This window comes from Sphingobium sp. AP50, from assembly GCF_900109095.1.
GTDB lineage: Bacteria > Pseudomonadota > Alphaproteobacteria > Sphingomonadales > Sphingomonadaceae > Sphingobium.
Genome location: NZ_FNYZ01000002.1, coordinates 321,483 through 338,700, shown reverse-complemented (window position 1 = coordinate 338,700; position 17,218 = coordinate 321,483). Strand labels below are relative to the sequence as shown.

20 protein-coding genes are annotated in these 17,218 nt (G+C 65.5%); 5 read left to right on the top strand and 15 right to left on the bottom strand.

Going from position 1 to position 17,218, the window contains the following annotated elements:
- Positions 1-44: 44 nt before the first annotated feature.
- A complete protein-coding gene (locus BMY84_RS07555) occupies positions 45-377 on the bottom strand; it encodes a UrcA family protein (protein ID WP_093082531.1) in 333 nt (110 codons plus the stop codon).
- Positions 378-570: 193 nt separating this feature from the next.
- Between BMY84_RS07555 and BMY84_RS07550 the strand changes: the two genes are divergently transcribed.
- A complete protein-coding gene (locus tag BMY84_RS07550) occupies positions 571-1,353 on the top strand; it encodes a hypothetical protein (RefSeq protein ID WP_093082528.1) in 783 nt (260 codons plus the stop codon).
- Positions 1,354-1,364: 11 nt separating this feature from the next.
- On the opposite strand, the gene purH is transcribed toward BMY84_RS07550, so the two are convergent.
- The 9 genes from purH to htpX all read right to left on the bottom strand — a co-directional run bounded on the left by purH (position 1,365) and on the right by htpX (position 9,448).
- On the bottom strand, positions 1,365-2,954 hold the full coding sequence (gene purH, locus BMY84_RS07545) for a bifunctional phosphoribosylaminoimidazolecarboxamide formyltransferase/IMP cyclohydrolase (protein WP_093082525.1): 1,590 nt from the start codon (positions 2,952-2,954) through the stop codon (positions 1,365-1,367).
- 105 nt (positions 2,955-3,059) lie between these two features.
- The gene (locus BMY84_RS07540; RefSeq protein WP_093082523.1) at positions 3,060-3,338 is read right to left on the bottom strand and encodes a type II toxin-antitoxin system RelE/ParE family toxin; all 279 of its coding nucleotides are present in this window, start codon (positions 3,336-3,338) and stop codon (positions 3,060-3,062) included.
- Positions 3,335-3,613 (bottom strand): antitoxin of toxin-antitoxin stability system, encoded by a 279-nt coding sequence (locus BMY84_RS07535; RefSeq protein ID WP_093082520.1) that lies wholly within the window; start codon positions 3,611-3,613, stop codon positions 3,335-3,337. Before BMY84_RS07535 ends, BMY84_RS07540 begins: the two co-directional genes overlap by 4 nt.
- A 64-nt stretch (positions 3,614-3,677) precedes the next feature.
- Complete coding sequence (locus BMY84_RS07530; protein WP_093082517.1) at positions 3,678-5,426, bottom strand: heparinase II/III family protein; 1,749 nt, start codon at positions 5,424-5,426, stop codon at positions 3,678-3,680.
- A gap of 14 nt (positions 5,427-5,440) precedes the next feature.
- Positions 5,441-6,103 carry a ribulose-phosphate 3-epimerase gene (gene rpe / locus BMY84_RS07525; RefSeq protein WP_093082515.1) on the bottom strand — a complete coding sequence of 221 codons (663 nt, stop codon included), beginning with the start codon at positions 6,101-6,103 and terminating at the stop codon, positions 5,441-5,443.
- A 213-nt stretch (positions 6,104-6,316) separates the two neighbouring features.
- The gene (locus BMY84_RS07520) at positions 6,317-6,808 is read right to left on the bottom strand and encodes a diguanylate cyclase (RefSeq protein WP_093082512.1); all 492 of its coding nucleotides are present in this window, start codon (positions 6,806-6,808) and stop codon (positions 6,317-6,319) included.
- Positions 6,809-6,859: 51 nt separating this feature from the next.
- A complete protein-coding gene (locus tag BMY84_RS07515) occupies positions 6,860-8,182 on the bottom strand; it encodes an RsmB/NOP family class I SAM-dependent RNA methyltransferase (protein ID WP_093082510.1) in 1,323 nt (440 codons plus the stop codon).
- Between the two features lie 25 nt (positions 8,183-8,207).
- The gene (locus BMY84_RS07510; RefSeq protein ID WP_093082507.1) at positions 8,208-8,522 is read right to left on the bottom strand and encodes a hypothetical protein; all 315 of its coding nucleotides are present in this window, start codon (positions 8,520-8,522) and stop codon (positions 8,208-8,210) included.
- On the bottom strand, positions 8,522-9,448 hold the full coding sequence (gene htpX, locus BMY84_RS07505; protein WP_093082505.1) for a zinc metalloprotease HtpX: 927 nt from the start codon (positions 9,446-9,448) through the stop codon (positions 8,522-8,524). Before htpX ends, BMY84_RS07510 begins: the two co-directional genes overlap by 1 nt.
- 89 nt (positions 9,449-9,537) lie before the next feature.
- Here htpX and BMY84_RS07500 point away from each other — a divergent pair, with 89 nt between their 5' ends.
- From BMY84_RS07500 to BMY84_RS07490, 3 genes are all read left to right on the top strand, one after another.
- Positions 9,538-9,711 (top strand): DUF1674 domain-containing protein, encoded by a 174-nt coding sequence (locus tag BMY84_RS07500; protein WP_093082502.1) that lies wholly within the window; start codon positions 9,538-9,540, stop codon positions 9,709-9,711.
- 226 nt (positions 9,712-9,937) lie between these two features.
- On the top strand, positions 9,938-10,381 hold the full coding sequence (locus BMY84_RS07495; RefSeq protein WP_093082500.1) for a hypothetical protein: 444 nt from the start codon (positions 9,938-9,940) through the stop codon (positions 10,379-10,381).
- Positions 10,382-10,459: 78 nt separating this feature from the next.
- Positions 10,460-11,335 carry a UTP--glucose-1-phosphate uridylyltransferase gene (locus BMY84_RS07490; protein ID WP_093082497.1) on the top strand — a complete coding sequence of 292 codons (876 nt, stop codon included), beginning with the start codon at positions 10,460-10,462 and terminating at the stop codon, positions 11,333-11,335.
- Between the two features lie 80 nt (positions 11,336-11,415).
- On the opposite strand, the gene ssb is transcribed toward BMY84_RS07490, so the two are convergent.
- From ssb to BMY84_RS07465, 5 genes are all read right to left on the bottom strand, one after another.
- Positions 11,416-12,009 carry a single-stranded DNA-binding protein gene (ssb, locus tag BMY84_RS07485; protein ID WP_093082781.1) on the bottom strand — a complete coding sequence of 198 codons (594 nt, stop codon included), beginning with the start codon at positions 12,007-12,009 and terminating at the stop codon, positions 11,416-11,418.
- Positions 12,010-12,105: 96 nt separating this feature from the next.
- Entirely contained in the window at positions 12,106-13,959 is a 1,854-nt protein-coding gene (locus BMY84_RS07480) for a ferrous iron transporter B (protein WP_093082494.1), read from the bottom strand.
- Positions 13,956-14,225, bottom strand: coding sequence for a FeoA family protein (locus BMY84_RS07475; protein WP_093082491.1), 270 nt, complete (start codon positions 14,223-14,225; stop codon positions 13,956-13,958). The genes BMY84_RS07480 and BMY84_RS07475 overlap by 4 nt, the downstream gene beginning before the upstream one ends.
- Positions 14,226-14,319: 94 nt before the next feature.
- Positions 14,320-14,982 carry a COQ9 family protein gene (locus BMY84_RS07470; protein WP_093082489.1) on the bottom strand — a complete coding sequence of 221 codons (663 nt, stop codon included), beginning with the start codon at positions 14,980-14,982 and terminating at the stop codon, positions 14,320-14,322.
- Positions 14,983-14,992: 10 nt separating this feature from the next.
- Positions 14,993-15,874, bottom strand: coding sequence for a DMT family transporter (locus BMY84_RS07465; RefSeq protein WP_093082486.1), 882 nt, complete (start codon positions 15,872-15,874; stop codon positions 14,993-14,995).
- A gap of 69 nt (positions 15,875-15,943) precedes the next feature.
- Between BMY84_RS07465 and BMY84_RS07460 the strand changes: the two genes are divergently transcribed.
- The gene (locus BMY84_RS07460; RefSeq protein ID WP_093082779.1) at positions 15,944-17,038 is read left to right on the top strand and encodes an alkene reductase; all 1,095 of its coding nucleotides are present in this window, start codon (positions 15,944-15,946) and stop codon (positions 17,036-17,038) included.
- Positions 17,039-17,218 lie beyond the last annotated feature (180 nt).

Genomic DNA, 17,218 nt, shown 5'->3' with positions numbered 1-17,218 from the left:
GCGTGGAGCGGCCCCTGCAGTCCCCTTCGTGCGGGGGAGCTTGTTCAGCTCTGGCGCTGGGCCAGGGAATTCAGGTCGCTGCGCGCGCCTTCGATCGCGGTGCCGAAACATTCGCGATAATCGTTGGTCACGGGGATGACGGAGCCGTTCACATAGCCGCACACCTGCTTGGACGCGCGCACCAGACGCGAATCGGCGCGGCGCATGCCATGGCTGCTGGCCAGATTGAGGTCGGCCAGCGATACGGAAAGGCTGCGGGTTTCGGTGCCGGCATGGCCGTCCACCACCACATCCATGTCATTGCTGCCAGCCATCGCCGCGCCGGGCAGCGCAAGGGCCAATGCGGCGGTCAGCGCCACCAGCGTCTTGTTGCTCATCCTGTGTCTCCTGTCGAACAGATTCATGGTCTGCCCCACGTCTGCCGTGGAAGTAGGGTCCTGCTCTAAATAAGTGCACAGGCCATTGTTGAAAAGAGGCCACTTGACAAAAAATGGCGGTTTTCCGCGATTTTTGCAGCTGCGAAGGGTTTTGGCGCTTGACCTTCACTGGCCCGTCGCGGGATGCAGGGCCATGCGCCTGACCCGCCTCTTGCCCGTCCTGCTCCTGCTGCCGATGCTGGCAGGCTGTTCTTATAACGCCATGCCGGACTGGCTCGTGGAGATGGTGGGTGGCCCGAAGCGCACGGGCCAATATGTCGATGGTCCATCGAAGGACAGCTATGTCGCTGAAAGAGCCAAGTTAAAATTGCCGGCGCTGACGCAGGACGGCGCCATGCGATTGCAGGTCGCGCCGTCTTTCGGCCTTTACGACTATGTGCTGGACTTCACGCCGCAGCCGGCGGGTTGTCTGATGATGTGGCGGGATCTCGATTTCAGCGACGAAGAGATCAAAAGGCGCTGCCGGATCATCGCCGTGCATGTTTGGCGCAGTGCGACAGATAACGAGGGAGAACTGATTGGGTTGGAACTGCGCGCATTTTATGTGCCGGAGGAGGATTATCGCGACGCCATCCAGTCTTTCAATGACAGGTTGCCAAGCTGGCGCGGCCGACGATTCGGGATGACGGATGGCACAGGCCTGGAGTTTGAGCAGGTCCGCAAGGGGAAGATCGGTTCCATGACTGCGAATGCAAATGAAAGGGGATCAGATAATCCCTTGTCGCAGCTTGCCCGCGATGTGCATCGTCTGGCTCTCGCCTATGGCCCGGCTGATTTCTTTCCTCGGCTGTACGACTGGCACAGCTATTCCGATCCCGATTACCCCTGCAACGGCGGCCTCGCGGGCGCCGACCCGGATGGCATGGGCACCGGGGATGACGCCTGCGCGGCCTGGCTCAAAGCAAGGCCGCGCTGACGCCCTAAAACTCAGTGTCGGAAGTGGCGCATGCCGGTGAAGACCATCGCCAGACCCGCTTCGTCGGCCGCCGCGATGACATCTTCGTCGCGGATCGAGCCGCCCGGCTGGATCACCGCCGTCGCGCCGGCTTCCACCGCCGCCAGCAGGCCGTCGGCAAAGGGGAAGAAAGCGTCGGAGGCGACCGCCGAACCGATCGTGCGGGGCGTGGCCCAGCCGGCCTTTTCGGCGGCGTCCTTCGCCTTCCACGCGGCGATGCGCGCGGATTCGAGGCGGTTCATCTGGCCCGCGCCCACGCCCGCCGTGCTGCCATCCTTGGCATAGACGATGGCGTTGGACTTCACATGCTTGGCCACCGTCCAGGCGAACAGGCAGTCCTTCAACTCCTGATCGGTCGGCGCACGCTTGGTCACGACCTTCAGGGCATCGCGATCCACCTTGCCATTGTCACGGCTCTGGACCAGCAGGCCGCCCGCGATGCTCTTGATCTGGAGGCCGGCGCGCGCCGGATCGGGCAGGTCGCCGGTCAGCAGCAGGCGGAGGTTCTTCTTCTTTGCGAAGATCGCCTTGGCCGCGTCATCCGCATCGGGTGCAGCGACAACTTCGGTGAAGATGCCGCTGATCGCCTCGGCGGTCGGGCCATCGAGCGGGCGGTTGACCGCGATGATGCCGCCGAATGCCGAGACGCTGTCGCAGGCGAGCGCCGCTTCATAGGCTTCGATCAGCGTCTCGCCGGTGGCCACGCCACAGGGATTGGCATGCTTCACGATCACCACGGTCGGCGGGCCGTCGCGGAATTCGCTGACCAGCTCCAGCGCCGCGTCGGCGTCATTATAATTATTGTAGCTCAGTTCCTTGCCCTGAATCTGCTCGGCCTGGGCGATGCCCTTGGCCGAAGGACCGACGGGCAGATAGAGCGCGGCCGACTGGTGGGGATTTTCGCCATAGCGCAGCGTCGCGCCCAGCTTGCTCGACACCGCCAGCGTTTCGGGGAACATCACGCCCTGATCGGCGAAGGCGAACCAGCTGGCGATCATCGAATCATAGGCGGCGGTGGCGGCATAGGCCTTGGCCGCGAGCATCCGGCGGAAATCATAGCTGGTCGCGCCGCCCTTCTGCTCCATCTCTTCGATCAGGCGGGCATAGTCGGCCGGATCGGTGACGATCGCGACGCTCTCATGATTCTTCGCGGCCGAACGGACCATCGACGGGCCGCCAATGTCGATATTCTCGATGATTTCGTCGCGGTCCGCCCCCTTGGCCACCGTCGCGGCGAAGGGATAGAGGTTGACGACCACCAGATCGATCGCGCCGATTGCATGCTCGTTCATCGACGCCACATGCTCGGCATTGTTGCGCACGGCGAGCAGGCCGCCATGCACCTTGGGGTGCAGCGTCTTGACGCGGCCGTCCATCATTTCGGGGAAGCCGGTGAGGTCGGAAATATCCTTCACCTCCAGCCCCGCTTCGCGCAGCGCCTTCGCCGTGCCGCCGGTCGACACCAGTTCGACGCCATGCTTGCCCAATGCCGTGCCCAGTTCGATGAGGCCCGACTTGTCGGACACGGACAGGAGGGCGCGCTTGATGGTGACGTCAGTCATGGGGACAGGGCTTTCTCTGGGCAAAGGGCAGGACGGCTTTGCGCGGTCCCTTAGTCCCGTAAGGCGGAAAAATACAGCCCTTGAGTCCAGACTTTGGGGCGATCCTTACTCCGGCGGCCATTGCCGGGCGGCATGGATGATGGCCAATATCCACACGCAATCGTCCCGCACTTCATAGACCAGGCGATAGCTGCGATGCGGGTGGAGTTCCCGCGTGCCGGAAACCAGTCCGACATGGCCCAGCATGGGGAAATCGGTCAGCCTTCGCGCGGCGTCGCTAAAGGCCTCGTCCAGCCGGCTTGCCGCATCCATGTCGTCGGCGGCGATATAATCCCAGATGGTCAGGCGGTCGCTGCGGGCTTGCGGCGACCAGCGGACCTTCATGCGGGCCGTGTGGCAGTGGCGCGGCGGGCGGCGAAGTCGGCTTCCACCTCTTCATCGGAAAATCCTTCGCCCGCCTCTATGGCGGCGCGGGCGGTCGCGACCTTGCGCGACAGGAAAGCCTGATAGTCGCGCTTCTCACGTTGTTCGCGAATGAAGTCGCGCATCAGGTCGCGCAGCACTTGCGATGCCGGGCGATGTAGCGCGCTGGCCTCTGCCATGAAATCGTCCCGCAGATCGGTTTCCAGTTTCATCGTGAACAGGGCGTCTTTCGACATGGCAACTCCCTTGGTACAGACGAGGTATATACCATGTCTGTACCCGCTTGCCAAAGGCGCGCCCTCAGCCGACCCGCTTGAAGATCCAGCCGATGCTCGATCCGCCGGGCAGCGCTTCGCCCGTCACCACCAGCTGGCGGGTGGGGTGGGGGCGACCATCGGCGTCGACCCACAGGCTGTCCTCGATCGTCAGCGCGCCCGCGCCCGCGCGGAACTGCCATAAAGGCCCCAGGTCGATGCGCAGCAGCGCGCCCATATTATCGGCGGTCGGCGTCGGCTCGACGCCGGGGGCCAGATGGAAGCGCAGCTGCACCGGTTGCTTGCCGGGCCTGCGTCGCCGCTCGGCCGGGGTCAGCATATCCTCGCCGCGTATTTCCTTGCCGTCGCCGCTCACCAGCAACAGGCGGCGGTGGACATAGCCCATGCGGCGGACATAGCCGTCATGGCTCAGTTCCAGCCGGCTGCCATTATCCGTTTCCTGCCGGTTCAGCTCGACTTCGGTCACGCCCTTGCCCAGCGTGCCGTCGGGCAGCAGGGCGGTCGAATTGCTGTCGTTCAGGATCAGCGTGCTGTGCGCGGCGGTGGTGCGCAGCCCCTGCGCCAGATCCCAGGGAACCCATGCCCCCTCCAGCGCGGCGCCGCCGCAATTGACGATCAGGCGCAGCGGCCCGTCGCTGATCTCGATCGCCCCGGTGGAGGCGCAGCCTGCTTCGGCAAGCCGCGCCACTGGCGGCGGCGCGGCATCGATCTGGAGGACCGTGTTGCCGACCGTGATCCGCTGATAGCCCCAATCGCGCGCCTGTCGCAGCGGCCGGGCGCGCACCCGGCTGGCGGCGATCACCGCCTGTACATTTTGCGGCGCAATCGCGCCTGCACCCTGCCAGCTGCCCAGCCCGCCATCGCCATGGGTCAGCCCCAGCAGCGCGGGCACCGCGCGCGCCAGCGCCTCGGTCAGGCAGACGGGCGGCGGCGCGCGGCGCACATCATAGACGGCGCGCAGCATCGACAGCAGCATCACGGCTTCCAGCTGCGCCAGCGGCGATCGCGACACGATGCCGCCATCGGCATGGAAGCTGCTGTCGATCGCGCGCTTCAGCCCCGCTTCGCCGAACAGGCGGCGCGCCTCGCCTCCGGGGATCAGCAGCGCGGCGGCCAATATGCCGCACCAGCCGGTCAGGCGGGGCAGGCCCATCGGCGCCTTGTCGGTAATGCGGTCGAGATGGCGGGCGGTCCGGGCGATGCAGTTCAGCACCAGCGAGCGATAGACCAGATCGCTGGACGACAGGATCAGCGGCGCATGGGCGGTCCAGAACAGCAGCCGCCAGCCGGCATTGTCCGCGCGCCAGGCCGGTTCGCTGGGCGTTTCATGATGCGCGGCCAGCCATTTGCGCATGACCGCTTCGGCGATCGGCGCGCCCTGTTCGCGCGTGGCGCTGCTGGACAGGTCGCGCAACCAGCGGAAACTGTGCAGATAATCCCTGAACGCAGGGCTGGTCGGCAGGCGGGTGAAATCCAGCGTGTCGATCGGCAGCTTCTGTCCGCGAAACAGGAAATAGCCCGCGCGGATCGCCGCCCCGGCGCGGCTGTCGCCCGGCACCTCATCGTCCGGCACGGCCAGCAGTTTCAGCGGATATTTGCCCTTCAGCCGACGGCCATGGATCGGCGTTTTCCAGCTGAGCAGATAGAAATGATTGGCGATCTTCTGGGCCAGCGACAGGCCCTTGTCATCCGCGACGCGGATGAGCCGCTTGCCCTGCTCGATGCCATCGTCGCCCGGTTCGGGCGGCAGGTCCTGGCCTTTGCGGACGGACATGCGCTGGGGCTCGCTCACCCGCCCCGCAGCTTGCGGATATTGTCGGCATAGGCATCCGGCCCGCCGCGGAAGGTGGCCGTGCCGGCGACCAGCACGTCGGCGCCGGCAGCAATCGCCTTGGGCGCGGTGGAGACATCGATGCCGCCATCGACCTGCAAATGAATGTCGCGCCCGGTCTTGTCGATCATCTTGCGGATCGCCTCGATCTTGCGCAGCTGATTTTCGATGAAGCTCTGGCCGCCGAAACCGGGGTTGACGCTCATCACCAGGATCAGGTCGACATCATCCATCAGATAATCGAGCATCTTGGCCGGGGTGCCGGGGTTCAGCACCACGCCCGCCTTCACGCCCAGCGACTTGATATGCTGGACGGTGCAGTGGATGTGCGGCCCGGCTTCGGGATGGACGGTGATGATGTCCGCACCGGCGGAAGCAAAGGCATCCAGATACAGGTCCACCGGCGAAATCATCAGATGGACGTCGAACGTCTTTTGCGTGTGCGGGCGCAGCGCCTTCACCACATTCGGGCCGATCGTGATGTTGGGCACGAAATGCCCGTCCATGACGTCGATATGCACCCAGTCGCAGCCAGCGGCGTCGATGGCGCGGACTTCCTCACCCAGACGGGCGAAGTCGGCGGAAAGGATGGAGGGCGAGATGAGGATCGGACGTGTCATTAACCGTTCGCCTTAATCGCCACCGGGGGCAAGGGCAACGGACATTTAGCCGCGATTCGCGATTGTTTTTTTGAAATCCGGACGGAGCCGGATTTGCCGCACCGGCCTCTCCCCCACCCGGCCACCCAACGGCAGTATCATATGGGTGGCCGGGTGGGGGAGAGGGCTGGTGCGGACCCAAAAATGCGCTCTTCCGCGCATTTTTCAAACAGCTCAAAGCATGACGAAAATGGTCGGGTCCAGCCGCCGGGAGGAGGGCGTGCCATGGGGCAGCAACTGTTTGACGCCGTGCAGCGCGACGGTTTCCCCGTCCGCGTCCAGGATCGGCGCGGCGATCAGCCGCATCGCGCATCGCCCGCCGCCGTCCGCCTGATCAATATCGACGTCCAGGGTGAAGCCGCGCTTATGTTTGATGGCATAGGCGCGCAACCGCTCCATCGGTTCGCGTGATTCCGGGGCATAGAGCGACACGGTCCGCGGCCGGCCCACGTCCTGATCGCGCTCCAGCCCGAATATGTCGTATACCCCTGCGGTCCAACTCAGCCGGTTGTCGCGCAGATCGCAATGCCACAGGCCCAGGCCGCGCTCAGCCAGCGCTGCGTCATTACGCGCGATATCCGGATCCAGCAGCACGGGCGACAAATGCGTGCGCAGATCATAGAGCGGCCAGCTATGGTTCAGGGGCAATGGCTCGATCGGTCGCATGGCGCACCTTTAAGACGAAGGAATTCCGTCTAAGCCCTTCATGGTTAAGGCTTAGTTTGTCGCCTTTGCAAGTCTTGCAATGAAAAATCCATCCGCGCCGCCCTGATCGGCCAGCATGTCGGGCAGCGACCGCAGCCAGCCCTGCGCCGTGGGGGCCATGGCTTCGGGCAATTCACCGGCCTGTGCGGGCAGCAGCGCGAAATCGAGATGCGCGGTCAGGAAGCGTTCGACCTGATCCTCGCCCTCCGCCTGCTCCAGCGAACAGGTGGCGTAGACGATCCGCCCGCCCGGCTTCAGCCAGCTTGCCGCGCGCGTCAGAAGCTCGCCCTGCAATTCGGCCAGTTCGGCAATCTGGCGCTGGCCGATGCGGTGCAGCACGTCGGGATGGCGGCGATAGATGCCAGTCGCGGTGCAGGGCGCGTCGAGCAGGATGGCGTCGACCGGTGCGTCGGGTTGCCACTGGCGCAGATCGGCGGTCACGACATCGGCAGACAGGCCGGTGCGCGCCAGATTCTCGGTCAGCTTCTCCAGCCGCTTCTTCGACTGGTCGACCGACAGGACGGTCCAGCCCGCTGCCGCCAGTTGCATCGTCTTGCCACCCGGCGCGGCGCACAGGTCCAGCACGGTGCGCCCTTCACCCGGCCCCAGCAGCCGCGCCGCGCAGGAGGCCGCGATATCCTGCACCCACCATGCCCCCTCGGCAAAGCCGGGCAGGTCGGGAATCACGGCGCCACCTTGATCGGGATTGGCCGACAATCGAACATGGCCGGGCGCGAAGGACGTGCCGTTCAACGCTTCTGTCCACTTCGCCGTCTCGCTCGCGTCGCGCAGGCTGATATCGACCGGCGGGCGCACGGCATAGGCATGGGCGGCGGCCAGCGGCATCGCCTCACCCCACTGGCCGGTCCAGCGTTCGACAACCTCGGCGGGCAAGGTCGGCGGATCGGGCAGCACCGGTTCGCCGCGCGTCACCGTGCCGAACACGCCATGAACCAGCTTGCGCGGGCCGCCATCGACCAGCGGCAGCGCGGTGGCGATCGCCGCATGGGCGGGCGTACCCAGCACCAGCGTCTGGGCCAGGGCGATGCGCAGCACCGTGCGCGCCTTGGCATCGTCGGGCAATATCTGCTTGGTCGCCCCGTCGATCAGCGCGTCCAGATCGGGCAGATGGCGCAGCACTTCCGCCGCGATGGCATGGACCAGCGCGCGGTCGGATTGCGGCAATCCCTGCGCCGCGCCATGCAGCGCCAGTTCCAGCGGATCGCCCCGGCGCAGCACTGCATCCAGCAAGCGCAGCGCGGCGCGGCGCGCGGGAAAGCCGGGAACGTCTTCGGCACGTGGAGCGGCGGGGCGGCGATTTTGGGGGCGGGGCATCAGCGGCCCCTACGCGCTTTCGCCGTCAAAGAAAATGGGCGACGCCAAAGCCGATGCCCAGGAACAGGGCGATCCAGCCGATGATGCCCACCCATAGCGCCAGCCAGTCGGACCGGCGCGGCCGGGCGCGGGCACCCCTGGGCACGGCGCGCAGGGAGGAAGGGATACGCTTGCGCCCCAGCGTCGCGACCGCGATCAGGCGGCGGCCCACGCCATGGAAGAAGCGGGCGGTATGGCGAGAAAAGACATGGTCGACGGTCAGATCGACCACCAGCCCACCGGCATGGCGCAGCACCACGCCCGCCACATCGACCACGACCTCGCCGATGTCGTCGACCATCAGCGTCCGTTCGGATCGAGCGCGCTGCGACGGCGCGGGGGCTGGGGCGGCGCGACTGGCGACAGAGCGGATGCGCGCGGCGGGGCGGGGATCGCGCCCATATCCGCCGCAATATCCTGCAAGGCGGCGATGCGCTTCTCCGTCGCGGGGTGGGTGGAGAAGAGTTCGCTCACATGGGTCGGCACGATATAGAGCTGCGCCGCCGCCGGATTGCGCTCTGCCACCGGATTGGGGATCATTTCCGCCCGGCCGGAAATCTTGGCGAGGGCGGAGGCCAGCGCATGGGGACTGCCGCTGATTTCCGCCCCGGCCCGGTCGGCGCCATATTCGCGGGTGCGGCTGATCGCCATCTGCACGATCATCGCGGCAAAGGGCGCGACGATCACCGCCATCAGGCTGGCGATCATATTGCCATGGCCTTCCCGGTCGCCACCGCGAAAGAAGAGGCCGAAATTGGCCAGCATCGAAATCGCGCCCGCTATGGTCGCGACCATCGTCATGATCAGCGTGTCACGATTCTTCACATGGCCCAGTTCATGCGCCATCACGCCCGCCACTTCGTCACGGCTCAGCATCGCCAGCAGGCCGGTGGTGGCGGCGACGGCGGCATTGTCGGGATTACGGCCGGTGGCAAAGGCATTGGGCGCCTGCTGGTCGATAATATAGACGCGCGGCATAGGTAGCCCGGCGCGCTGCGCCAGTTCCCGCACCAGCCCGTAAAATTCCGGCGCGCTCTGCGCATCCACTTCGCGCGCGTCATGCATGCGCAGCACGATCTTGTCGGCATTCCAGAAGGTGAACAGGTTCATGCCCGCCGCCGCCAGCAACGCTATGATCGCGCCGCCGCTGCCACCCAGCGGATAGCCCAGCGCCATGAACAGCGCCGTCAGCGCCGCCAGCAACAGGGTCGTCTTGAAACCGCTCACTTGCAATGCTCTCCTTTGCCGCCCAGATAGCGGGCAGCATATGAATATGGGGTTGATCCAGCCCTTCCGCAAATGAAAGGCCGCCCGCCATGGGAAGTTTCAACGGCAAGCGCCCGGCGCATGTGAAGCCACCCGCCCATCTTTCCAAAAGCCCGCCGGTGCCGCAGCCCGATCCGCTCGACGCCCCCTCCCGCCATCAGGAAGAGCTGAGCCCGGTCCGCTATGGCGACTGGGAGCGCAAGGGCATCGCCATCGATTTCTGATATTCTTGGAATGTGCGGGCTGGTGCGGGTCCAAAATACGCTCTTCCGCGCATTTTCAAACAAACAGTCCAGCACGGCTCGCCGTCGATTTTGCACGGCTGCCGTCGGCCCGTGCTGCGCCTGCGAGGAGGCACGCCGCACCGCTCTGGCTATCCGCGCCGTTAACTGTGCAGGCTCACGTCCATAAGGGAGATTATGGGTCGTGGGTGTGCATCTGGTTTCTGATATGAATGTGAAGGCGGTTTCGGATTATGCGCCGGAGGATGCGGCGCTGCTCTGTTCGGTGGGGCGGCTGGTCTGTGCCTGGACCATGCTGGAACAAAGCCTGGAGGCGAAGATCGGCATGCTGCGGGAGGCGATGGGCGATGTGCGCACGGTGGGCGCACGCACGCGTCCGACCATGACGAAATTGATGACGGAATTGCGCACGATGGTCGCCATGCGCGATCGTCGCAACGCCAGCGCGCTGACCGCGATCTCCGCGATCGAGCGGGACATGCAGCGGATCGACCGCTTCCGGGCGCTGATCATCCAGGGTTTCCACCAGCCCGAACCGGGCGGCTTCACCTGTCGCGACGGGCGCAACAATATCCAGCATATCGGTCTGGAGCAGCTCGAAGGCGAAATCTCGTCACTGGAAGCGGTAGCCAGCCGCCTTCTTGCGGTATAAGCCGCTCGCGGCGCTTGACCTTTCTCGCATGTGCGGCAATCCAAAGCCCGGTCGCGTCAGTGTGAAGGGGACCCCAACTTGACCAAACCGATTCGTAAAGCCGTCTTTCCTGTTGCGGGACTCGGCACGCGATTCCTGCCCGCCACGAAGGCGGTGCCCAAGGAATTGCTGCCCGTCGTGGACCGCCCGCTGATCCAATATGCCGTGGATGAAGCGCGCGAGGCGGGGATCGAACAGTTCATCTTCGTCACCGGTCGCGGCAAGGGCGCGATCGAGGATTATTTCGACATCGCCTTCGAATGCGAAACGTTGCAGCGCGAACGCGGCAAGGATCTGTCCGCGCTGGAAGGCACCCGGCTCGATCCGGGCAATGCGGTGTTCCTGCGCCAGCAGGAATCGCTGGGCCTGGGCCATGCCATCTGGTGCGCGCGCGACATCGTGGGCGACGAACCCTTCGCCATCCTTCTGCCTGACGAGTTCATGAAGGGCGAGCCGGGCAATGGCTGCATGAAGCAGATGGTCGATGCCTATGAAAAGGTTGGCGGCAATCTGGTCTGCGCGCTGGAAATCCCGATGGAACAGACGCCCAGCTATGGCGTGATCGATCCGGGCGCACGCGATGGCGTGCTGACGGAAGTGAAGGGCCTCGTTGAGAAGCCCAAGCTCGGCACCGCGCCCAGCAACCTGATCCTGCCCGGCCGCTACATCCTTCAGCCCGAAGTGATGAAGATCCTGGAAACGCAGGAAAAGGGCGCGGGCGGCGAGATTCAGCTTACCGACGCGATGGCCGCGATGATCGGCAATCAGCCCTTCCATGGTGTGACCTTCGACGGCCGTCGCTTCGATTGCGGGTCCAAGGCCGGCTATATCGAGGCGAATCTGGCGCTGTCGCTGGAGCGCGACGACCTGAAGGACCATATCCGCGCCTTCGCAACGGAAGAACTGGCCCGCTGATCGCGGCGCCAGTCGGCTAACGAAAAAGGGCGGCTTCCCATCGGAAGCCGCCCTTTTTCGTGCCGAAGCGTGGAGTGCCGTCAGAACGGCACTTCATCGTCCAGATCATTGTCGAAATTGGGGCTGCCCGCACGGCTGCCAGCATTGCCGGCGCCCGACGAGGAGCGACCGCCGCCATAGCCGCCACCGCTCTGGCCGCCGCCGAAATCGTCATAGTCGCCACCGCCAAAGCCGCTCGACCCGCCCTGCCAGTCGCTCACGCCCGGCTGCGAACGGCCACCGCCGCCACCGCCAAAGCCGCCGCCCTGGCCACCACCGCCCGGTGCGCCGTCCAGCATGGTCAGCACGCTGCCCAGACCCTGCAACACGACTTCGGTCGTGTAGCGGTCATTGCCCTGCTGGTCCTGCCATTTGCGGGTGCGCAGCTGCCCTTCGATATAGACTTTGCTGCCCTTGCGCAGGAAGCGTTCCGCGACGCCGACCAGTCCTTCGGAAAAGATCGCGACGCTATGCCATTCGGTGCGCTCCTTGCGCTCGCCGGTGTTGCGATCCTTCCAGCTTTCGGACGTGGCGATACGCAGATTGCATACCTTGCCGCCATTCTGGAAGCTCTTGACCTCCGGGTCGGCGCCCAGATTGCCGACCAGAATGACCTTGTTGACCGAGCCTGCCATGATTCCTCCGAAATAATAGCCGGTCTTTATAGCGACGCGCGCCCGCAAATCCAGCCGCGACATGGAGCATGCCGCAGCCTTTCGTCGCGTCTGCCGCTATCCCAGTCCCATCGCGACCGCCACCCAATAGGTCACGCCCGCCGCGACATAGGCCAGCACGAACAGATAGCCGATCATGAAGCCGGTCCATTTCCACCCGGCGGTTTCGCGCCGCGTCACCGCGATGGTGGAAATGCACTGCGGCGCGAACACGAACCATGCCAGGAAAGCGAGGGCAGTCGCCAGCGACCAGCGGCTCTGCAACCGGTCGCCCAGCCCCTTGTCCAGCGCTTCCACATCATCCTCGGCATCGATCGCATAGACGGTGGCGATGGCGGATACGGCCACTTCGCGCGCGGCCATGGACGGCAGCAGGGCGAGAGAGATGTCCCGGTTGAAACCGATCGGCTCGACCAGCAGATGGATGCCGCCCGCGATCCGGCCGGCGATCGAATATTCGCTCTGCCGCACGCCATCGGGCGCCTTGGGGAAGCTCATCAGCACCCACAGGACGATATTGGTGAACAGGATGATCGTGCCGGCGCGTTTGAGGAAAATTACAGCGCGCTGCCACAGACCGATCAGCAGATCCTGCGGCCGGGGCCACTGATATTTGGGCATTTCCATCAGGAAACCGCTGCTCTGCCCCTTGGTCACGGTCAGTCGCAGCGCCCAGGCGGCGATCAGCGCGCCGACCACGCCGAAGACATAGAGCAGGAACATCACCAGCCCTTGCAGGCCGATGCCCGGTCCCACGTCACGTGCCGGGATGAAGGCGCTGATGATCAGGCCATAGACCGGCAGTCGCGCCGAACAGGTCATCAGCGGCGCGATCAGGATCGTCGTCAGCCGGTCCTTGGGATCGGAAATGGTGCGCGTCGCCATGATCCCCGGCACGGCGCAGGCGAAGGAGGACAGCAGCGGGATGAAGGCCCGGCCCGACAGGCCGACCCGCGCCATCAGCGCATCCATGATGAAGGCTGCGCGCGCCATATAGCCGGTCGCTTCCAGCATCAGGATGAAGAAGAAGAGGATCAGAATCTGCGGCAGGAAGACGATCACCGCGCCCACGCCGCCGACTACGCCCTGCAACAGGAAGTCGTGGACGATGCCCGGCGGCAACGTGTTCGTCACCGCCTCGCCCAGCGCCGTCACCCAGCCTTCCAGCATGTCGGCGGGCGCACTGGCCCAACTGAACACGGCCTGGAACATCACGAACAACAAAGCGAGCAGGATGATGAAGCCCGCGACAGGATGCAGCAGCACCCGGTCCACCGCGGCCGTCAGTCGGCGCGATGGCGTTTCGCGCACGATTGCTGCACGGGCGATCCGCCGCGCTTCGCTGCGCACGGTATCGAAATCGCGCGCCGGCCCTTGGGTATAGGGGGCGGGGGCACCGTTCATCAGGCCGTCCAGTTCCTGACGCAGATGGTCGAGGCCGCGCTTGCGCACCGCCACGGTGGAAATCACCGGCACGCCCAGTTCGCGCGACAGGATATTGGCGTCCAGTTCCAGCCCGTCGCGGGTGGCGAGGTCGACCATGTTGAGCGCCACCACGGTCGGCAGGCCCAGCGCGATCAGTTCCAGCGCGAAGCGCAGATGATTGTCGAGGTTCGACGCATCGACCACCACGACCAGCGCGTCGGGGCGCTTCTCGCCATCCTGCTTGCCCAAAATCACGTCGCGCGTGACCTGCTCGTCGGGGCTGGTGGGGTCTAGGCTGTAGGTGCCGGGCAGGTCGACCAGTTCGACCGGGCGACCATCGCTCAGCGACAGGCGGCCCGCCTTGCGCTCTACAGTAACGCCCGGATAATTGCCCAGCTTCTGTCGCGCGCCGGTCAGCGCGTTGAACAGCGCGCTCTTGCCGGCATTGGGATTGCCGACCAGCGCGACCAGCGGCAGGCCGCTCATGCCCCGTACTCCGACCCAGGAGTCTCCGGACCGGTGCGCACGGTGATGGCGGCGGCGTGATTGCGGCGCATGGCGATGGTCATCCGGCCGACCTTGCAGGCGATCGGCCCCTTGCCCAGGAAACCGCCATGGTGCAGCGCCTCGACGCTGGCGCCTTCGCACAGCCCATATTCCCGCAGGCGCTGGCCTTCGGACGGAGTAAGGGCGGCCCAGTCGATCAGGTCGACATAGGCGGGTTGCCGAAGCGGCAGGTCGGTCAGGCGCAAGGGAAGAACACTCACAGGCTATTTCCTGCGAGTGACTATCAATACAAGCTGGTTAACGCCAGAAGAAATGCGGCACCGACCCAATGGGTCAAGCTCAGACCGCGGGATAGCGCAGGCGTCCGATGAAGCGGGACAGGCTCAGATGCTCGCCGCCGCCTACGCCCTTCAGCTTGGCCTTGGCTTTTTCGAACCGCATCACCCCCTCGATCCGGCGCGCCAGAAAGGCGCGGCTGTCGGCATGGTCCTCGCTCTCGTCATTGACGAAGGCCAGCAGGGTAGAGGCATAGACGGCGGTCAGCGTGGTCCGCTTGCTATAATGGGCGAAGTCGGCGGCGGTGTCGCCCGCTGCGCGCCACATCACATCGGCCGCGCGCCAGCCCAGCTTGGTCGCGCGGGCCGCATTGGTCGGCAGCGCCAGAATCGCGATCGCGCGGCGCAGCGCTTCCCGGTCGGGGGCCAGCAGCGTCAGCCGCGCCTCGATCAGGGCGATGATCCGCTTGCGAATCGACAAAGCGGCCAGCGTTTCGGGCGGCAGCATGGCCAGCATCTGCGCATCGATGCTGGCGAACCAGGCGTCGATCATGTCGACCGGGCCGTCGGCGAAGGCGAGGGCGGCGATATCGGGATCGACGCCCTTTTCCTGCGCCGCCATCGTCACCGCCGGGCTGCGCCAGCCGTCAAAGGCGGCATGGCGCGCGAGCACAGGCGCCAGCAGCGCGCGAATTTCGTCGAGGGTCATGTCGTGAATGTCGCTCATGCCCCTTGGTCTAAACCCGTGCGGGCAGCCGCACAAGCACCAGCGCCGCCGCAACCGCCGCCGTGCCCAGCATATCGGCCGGACTCAGCCATTCGCCGAACAGCAGCCAGCCGAAAATCGCCGACACCGCCGGTTGCAGCAACAGGCTCAGCCCCAGCACCAATGGCGAGAACCAGCCGATCGCGTAAGTCAGCAGCCCCTGACCGATCAACTGGCTGGACAAAGCGAGCAGCAGCAGCGGCGTCCAGTCCTGCGGCATCACCACCTCGCCCAGCGCCAGCGCGCACAGCAGCAACGCGGGCGTGCTTGCCGCGCTCGCCACCGCCAGCACCGACCAGGCGTCGAGTCGCGCCCGTGCGCCCTGCACGATCAGCAGATAGGCGGTGTAGAGGACGCCCGCGAGCAGACAGAGCAGGTCGCCATGCAGGTTGCGGATCGACAATTCATAACTGCCGCCCATCATCACCAGCGCCCCCGCGCCCGCCAGCGCCAGCGCGGCGCCCTGCATCCGGGTCGGCCTCTGCCGCAGCGCCAGCATCGCCCAGGCGGGCAGGAACAGGCCGCTCATATTGCCGAAAATGGTTGCATTGGCGACCTTGGTATAGAGGATGCCGATATGCCAGGCGGCAAGATCGGCGGCGAAGACCAGGCCCGACAGGATCAGCAATGTCCATTCGCGCCGCGTCGGCGGCGTTCGCTTCAGCCCCGGTCGGGCCAGCAGGAGGAGGAAGGGCAGCGCCAGCAACAATCGCCAGAAGGCCGCCGCCACCGGCCCGACGTCGGACAGGCGCACCAGCACTGGCCCCAAAGGCAGGATCAGGTTCGCCAGCATCAGCGCCGGAAAGGCTAGGCGCGGGATGCCGATCTGTGCGGCGGGGGTTGAACTGGCCATGGCGGCTCCCTAGCTGGCTTTGCGCATCTAGTCCCGTTGCAAATTGCAACTATAATGACGGAGATTTTCGTGACCAGCCTGTTCGATCCTATCCAGCTTGGGGCCATCAGTGCGCCCAATCGCGTGCTGATGGCGCCGCTGACGCGCGGCCGAGCGACTCGCAACCATGTGCCGACCCCGATCATGGCTGATTACTATGCACAGCGCGCCTCGGCCGGGCTGATCATCAGCGAAGCGACCGGCATTTCGCAACAGGGGCTGGGCTGGCCCTTCGCGCCGGGCATCTGGTCGGATGAACAGGTGGAGGCTTGGAAGCCGGTGACGCAGGCGGTGCATGACAAGGGCGGCCGGATCATCGTCCAGCTCTGGCATATGGGCCGCGCCGTCCACAGCAGCGTCACTGGCGAGCAGCCCGTCTCGTCCAGCGCCACCGCTGCGCCGGGAGACGTGCACAGCTATGAGGGCAAGAAGCCCTATGAAACCGCGCGCCCGCTGGCGATCGAGGAGATTCCGGGGCTGATCGACACCTATGTCCGCGCCGCGCATAATGCGATCGCCGCCGGTTTCGACGGGGTGCAGATCCACGCCGCCAACGGCTATCTGATTGACGAATTCCTGCGCGACAACAGCAATTTCCGCGATGATATCTATGGCGGCAGCGTCGAAAACCGCGTGCGTCTGCTGCGCGAAGTGACGCAGGCGGTGGTCGATGCCATCGGCGCCGATCGTGTATCGGTGCGCCTGTCGCCCAATGGCGATTCGCAGGGCGTCGACGACAGCGATCCCGCGACTTTGTTCGCGGCGGCGGCCGATGTGCTGAACGATATCGGCATCGCCTTCCTCGAACTGCGCGAGCCCGGCCCGGCCGGCACCTTCGGCGCGACCGACGTCCCGCGCCAGTCGCCGCTGATCCGCCAGCATTTCAAGGGGCCGCTGGTGCTCAACAGCGATTATGACGCGGACCGCGCGCAGGCAGACCTGGCCAGTGGTCTGGCCGATGCGATCAGCTTCGGCCGGCCGCTGATGGCCAATCCCGATCTGGTGGAGCGTTTGCGTGAAGGCGCACCGGTCAATCCGCCGCAGTCTATGGCGACCTGGTATGGTCAGGGGGAGGCCGGCTACACCGACTATCCGACCCTGGAAGAGGAAAAGACCGCGGCGTAAGGCAGACCTGTTCCCCCTCCCGTAAACAGGAGGGGTTGATGGGAGGCACGTGACTCCCATCAAGGGGGTGGGCATGCGCGAGGTTGCGCTGGCCCACCCCGCTGCGACTAGGTCCGGCTTCGCCGAACCAAGTCTCGCCGCCCCTCCCGCCTGCGGGAGGGGTATAAACCGCTGTGCCAA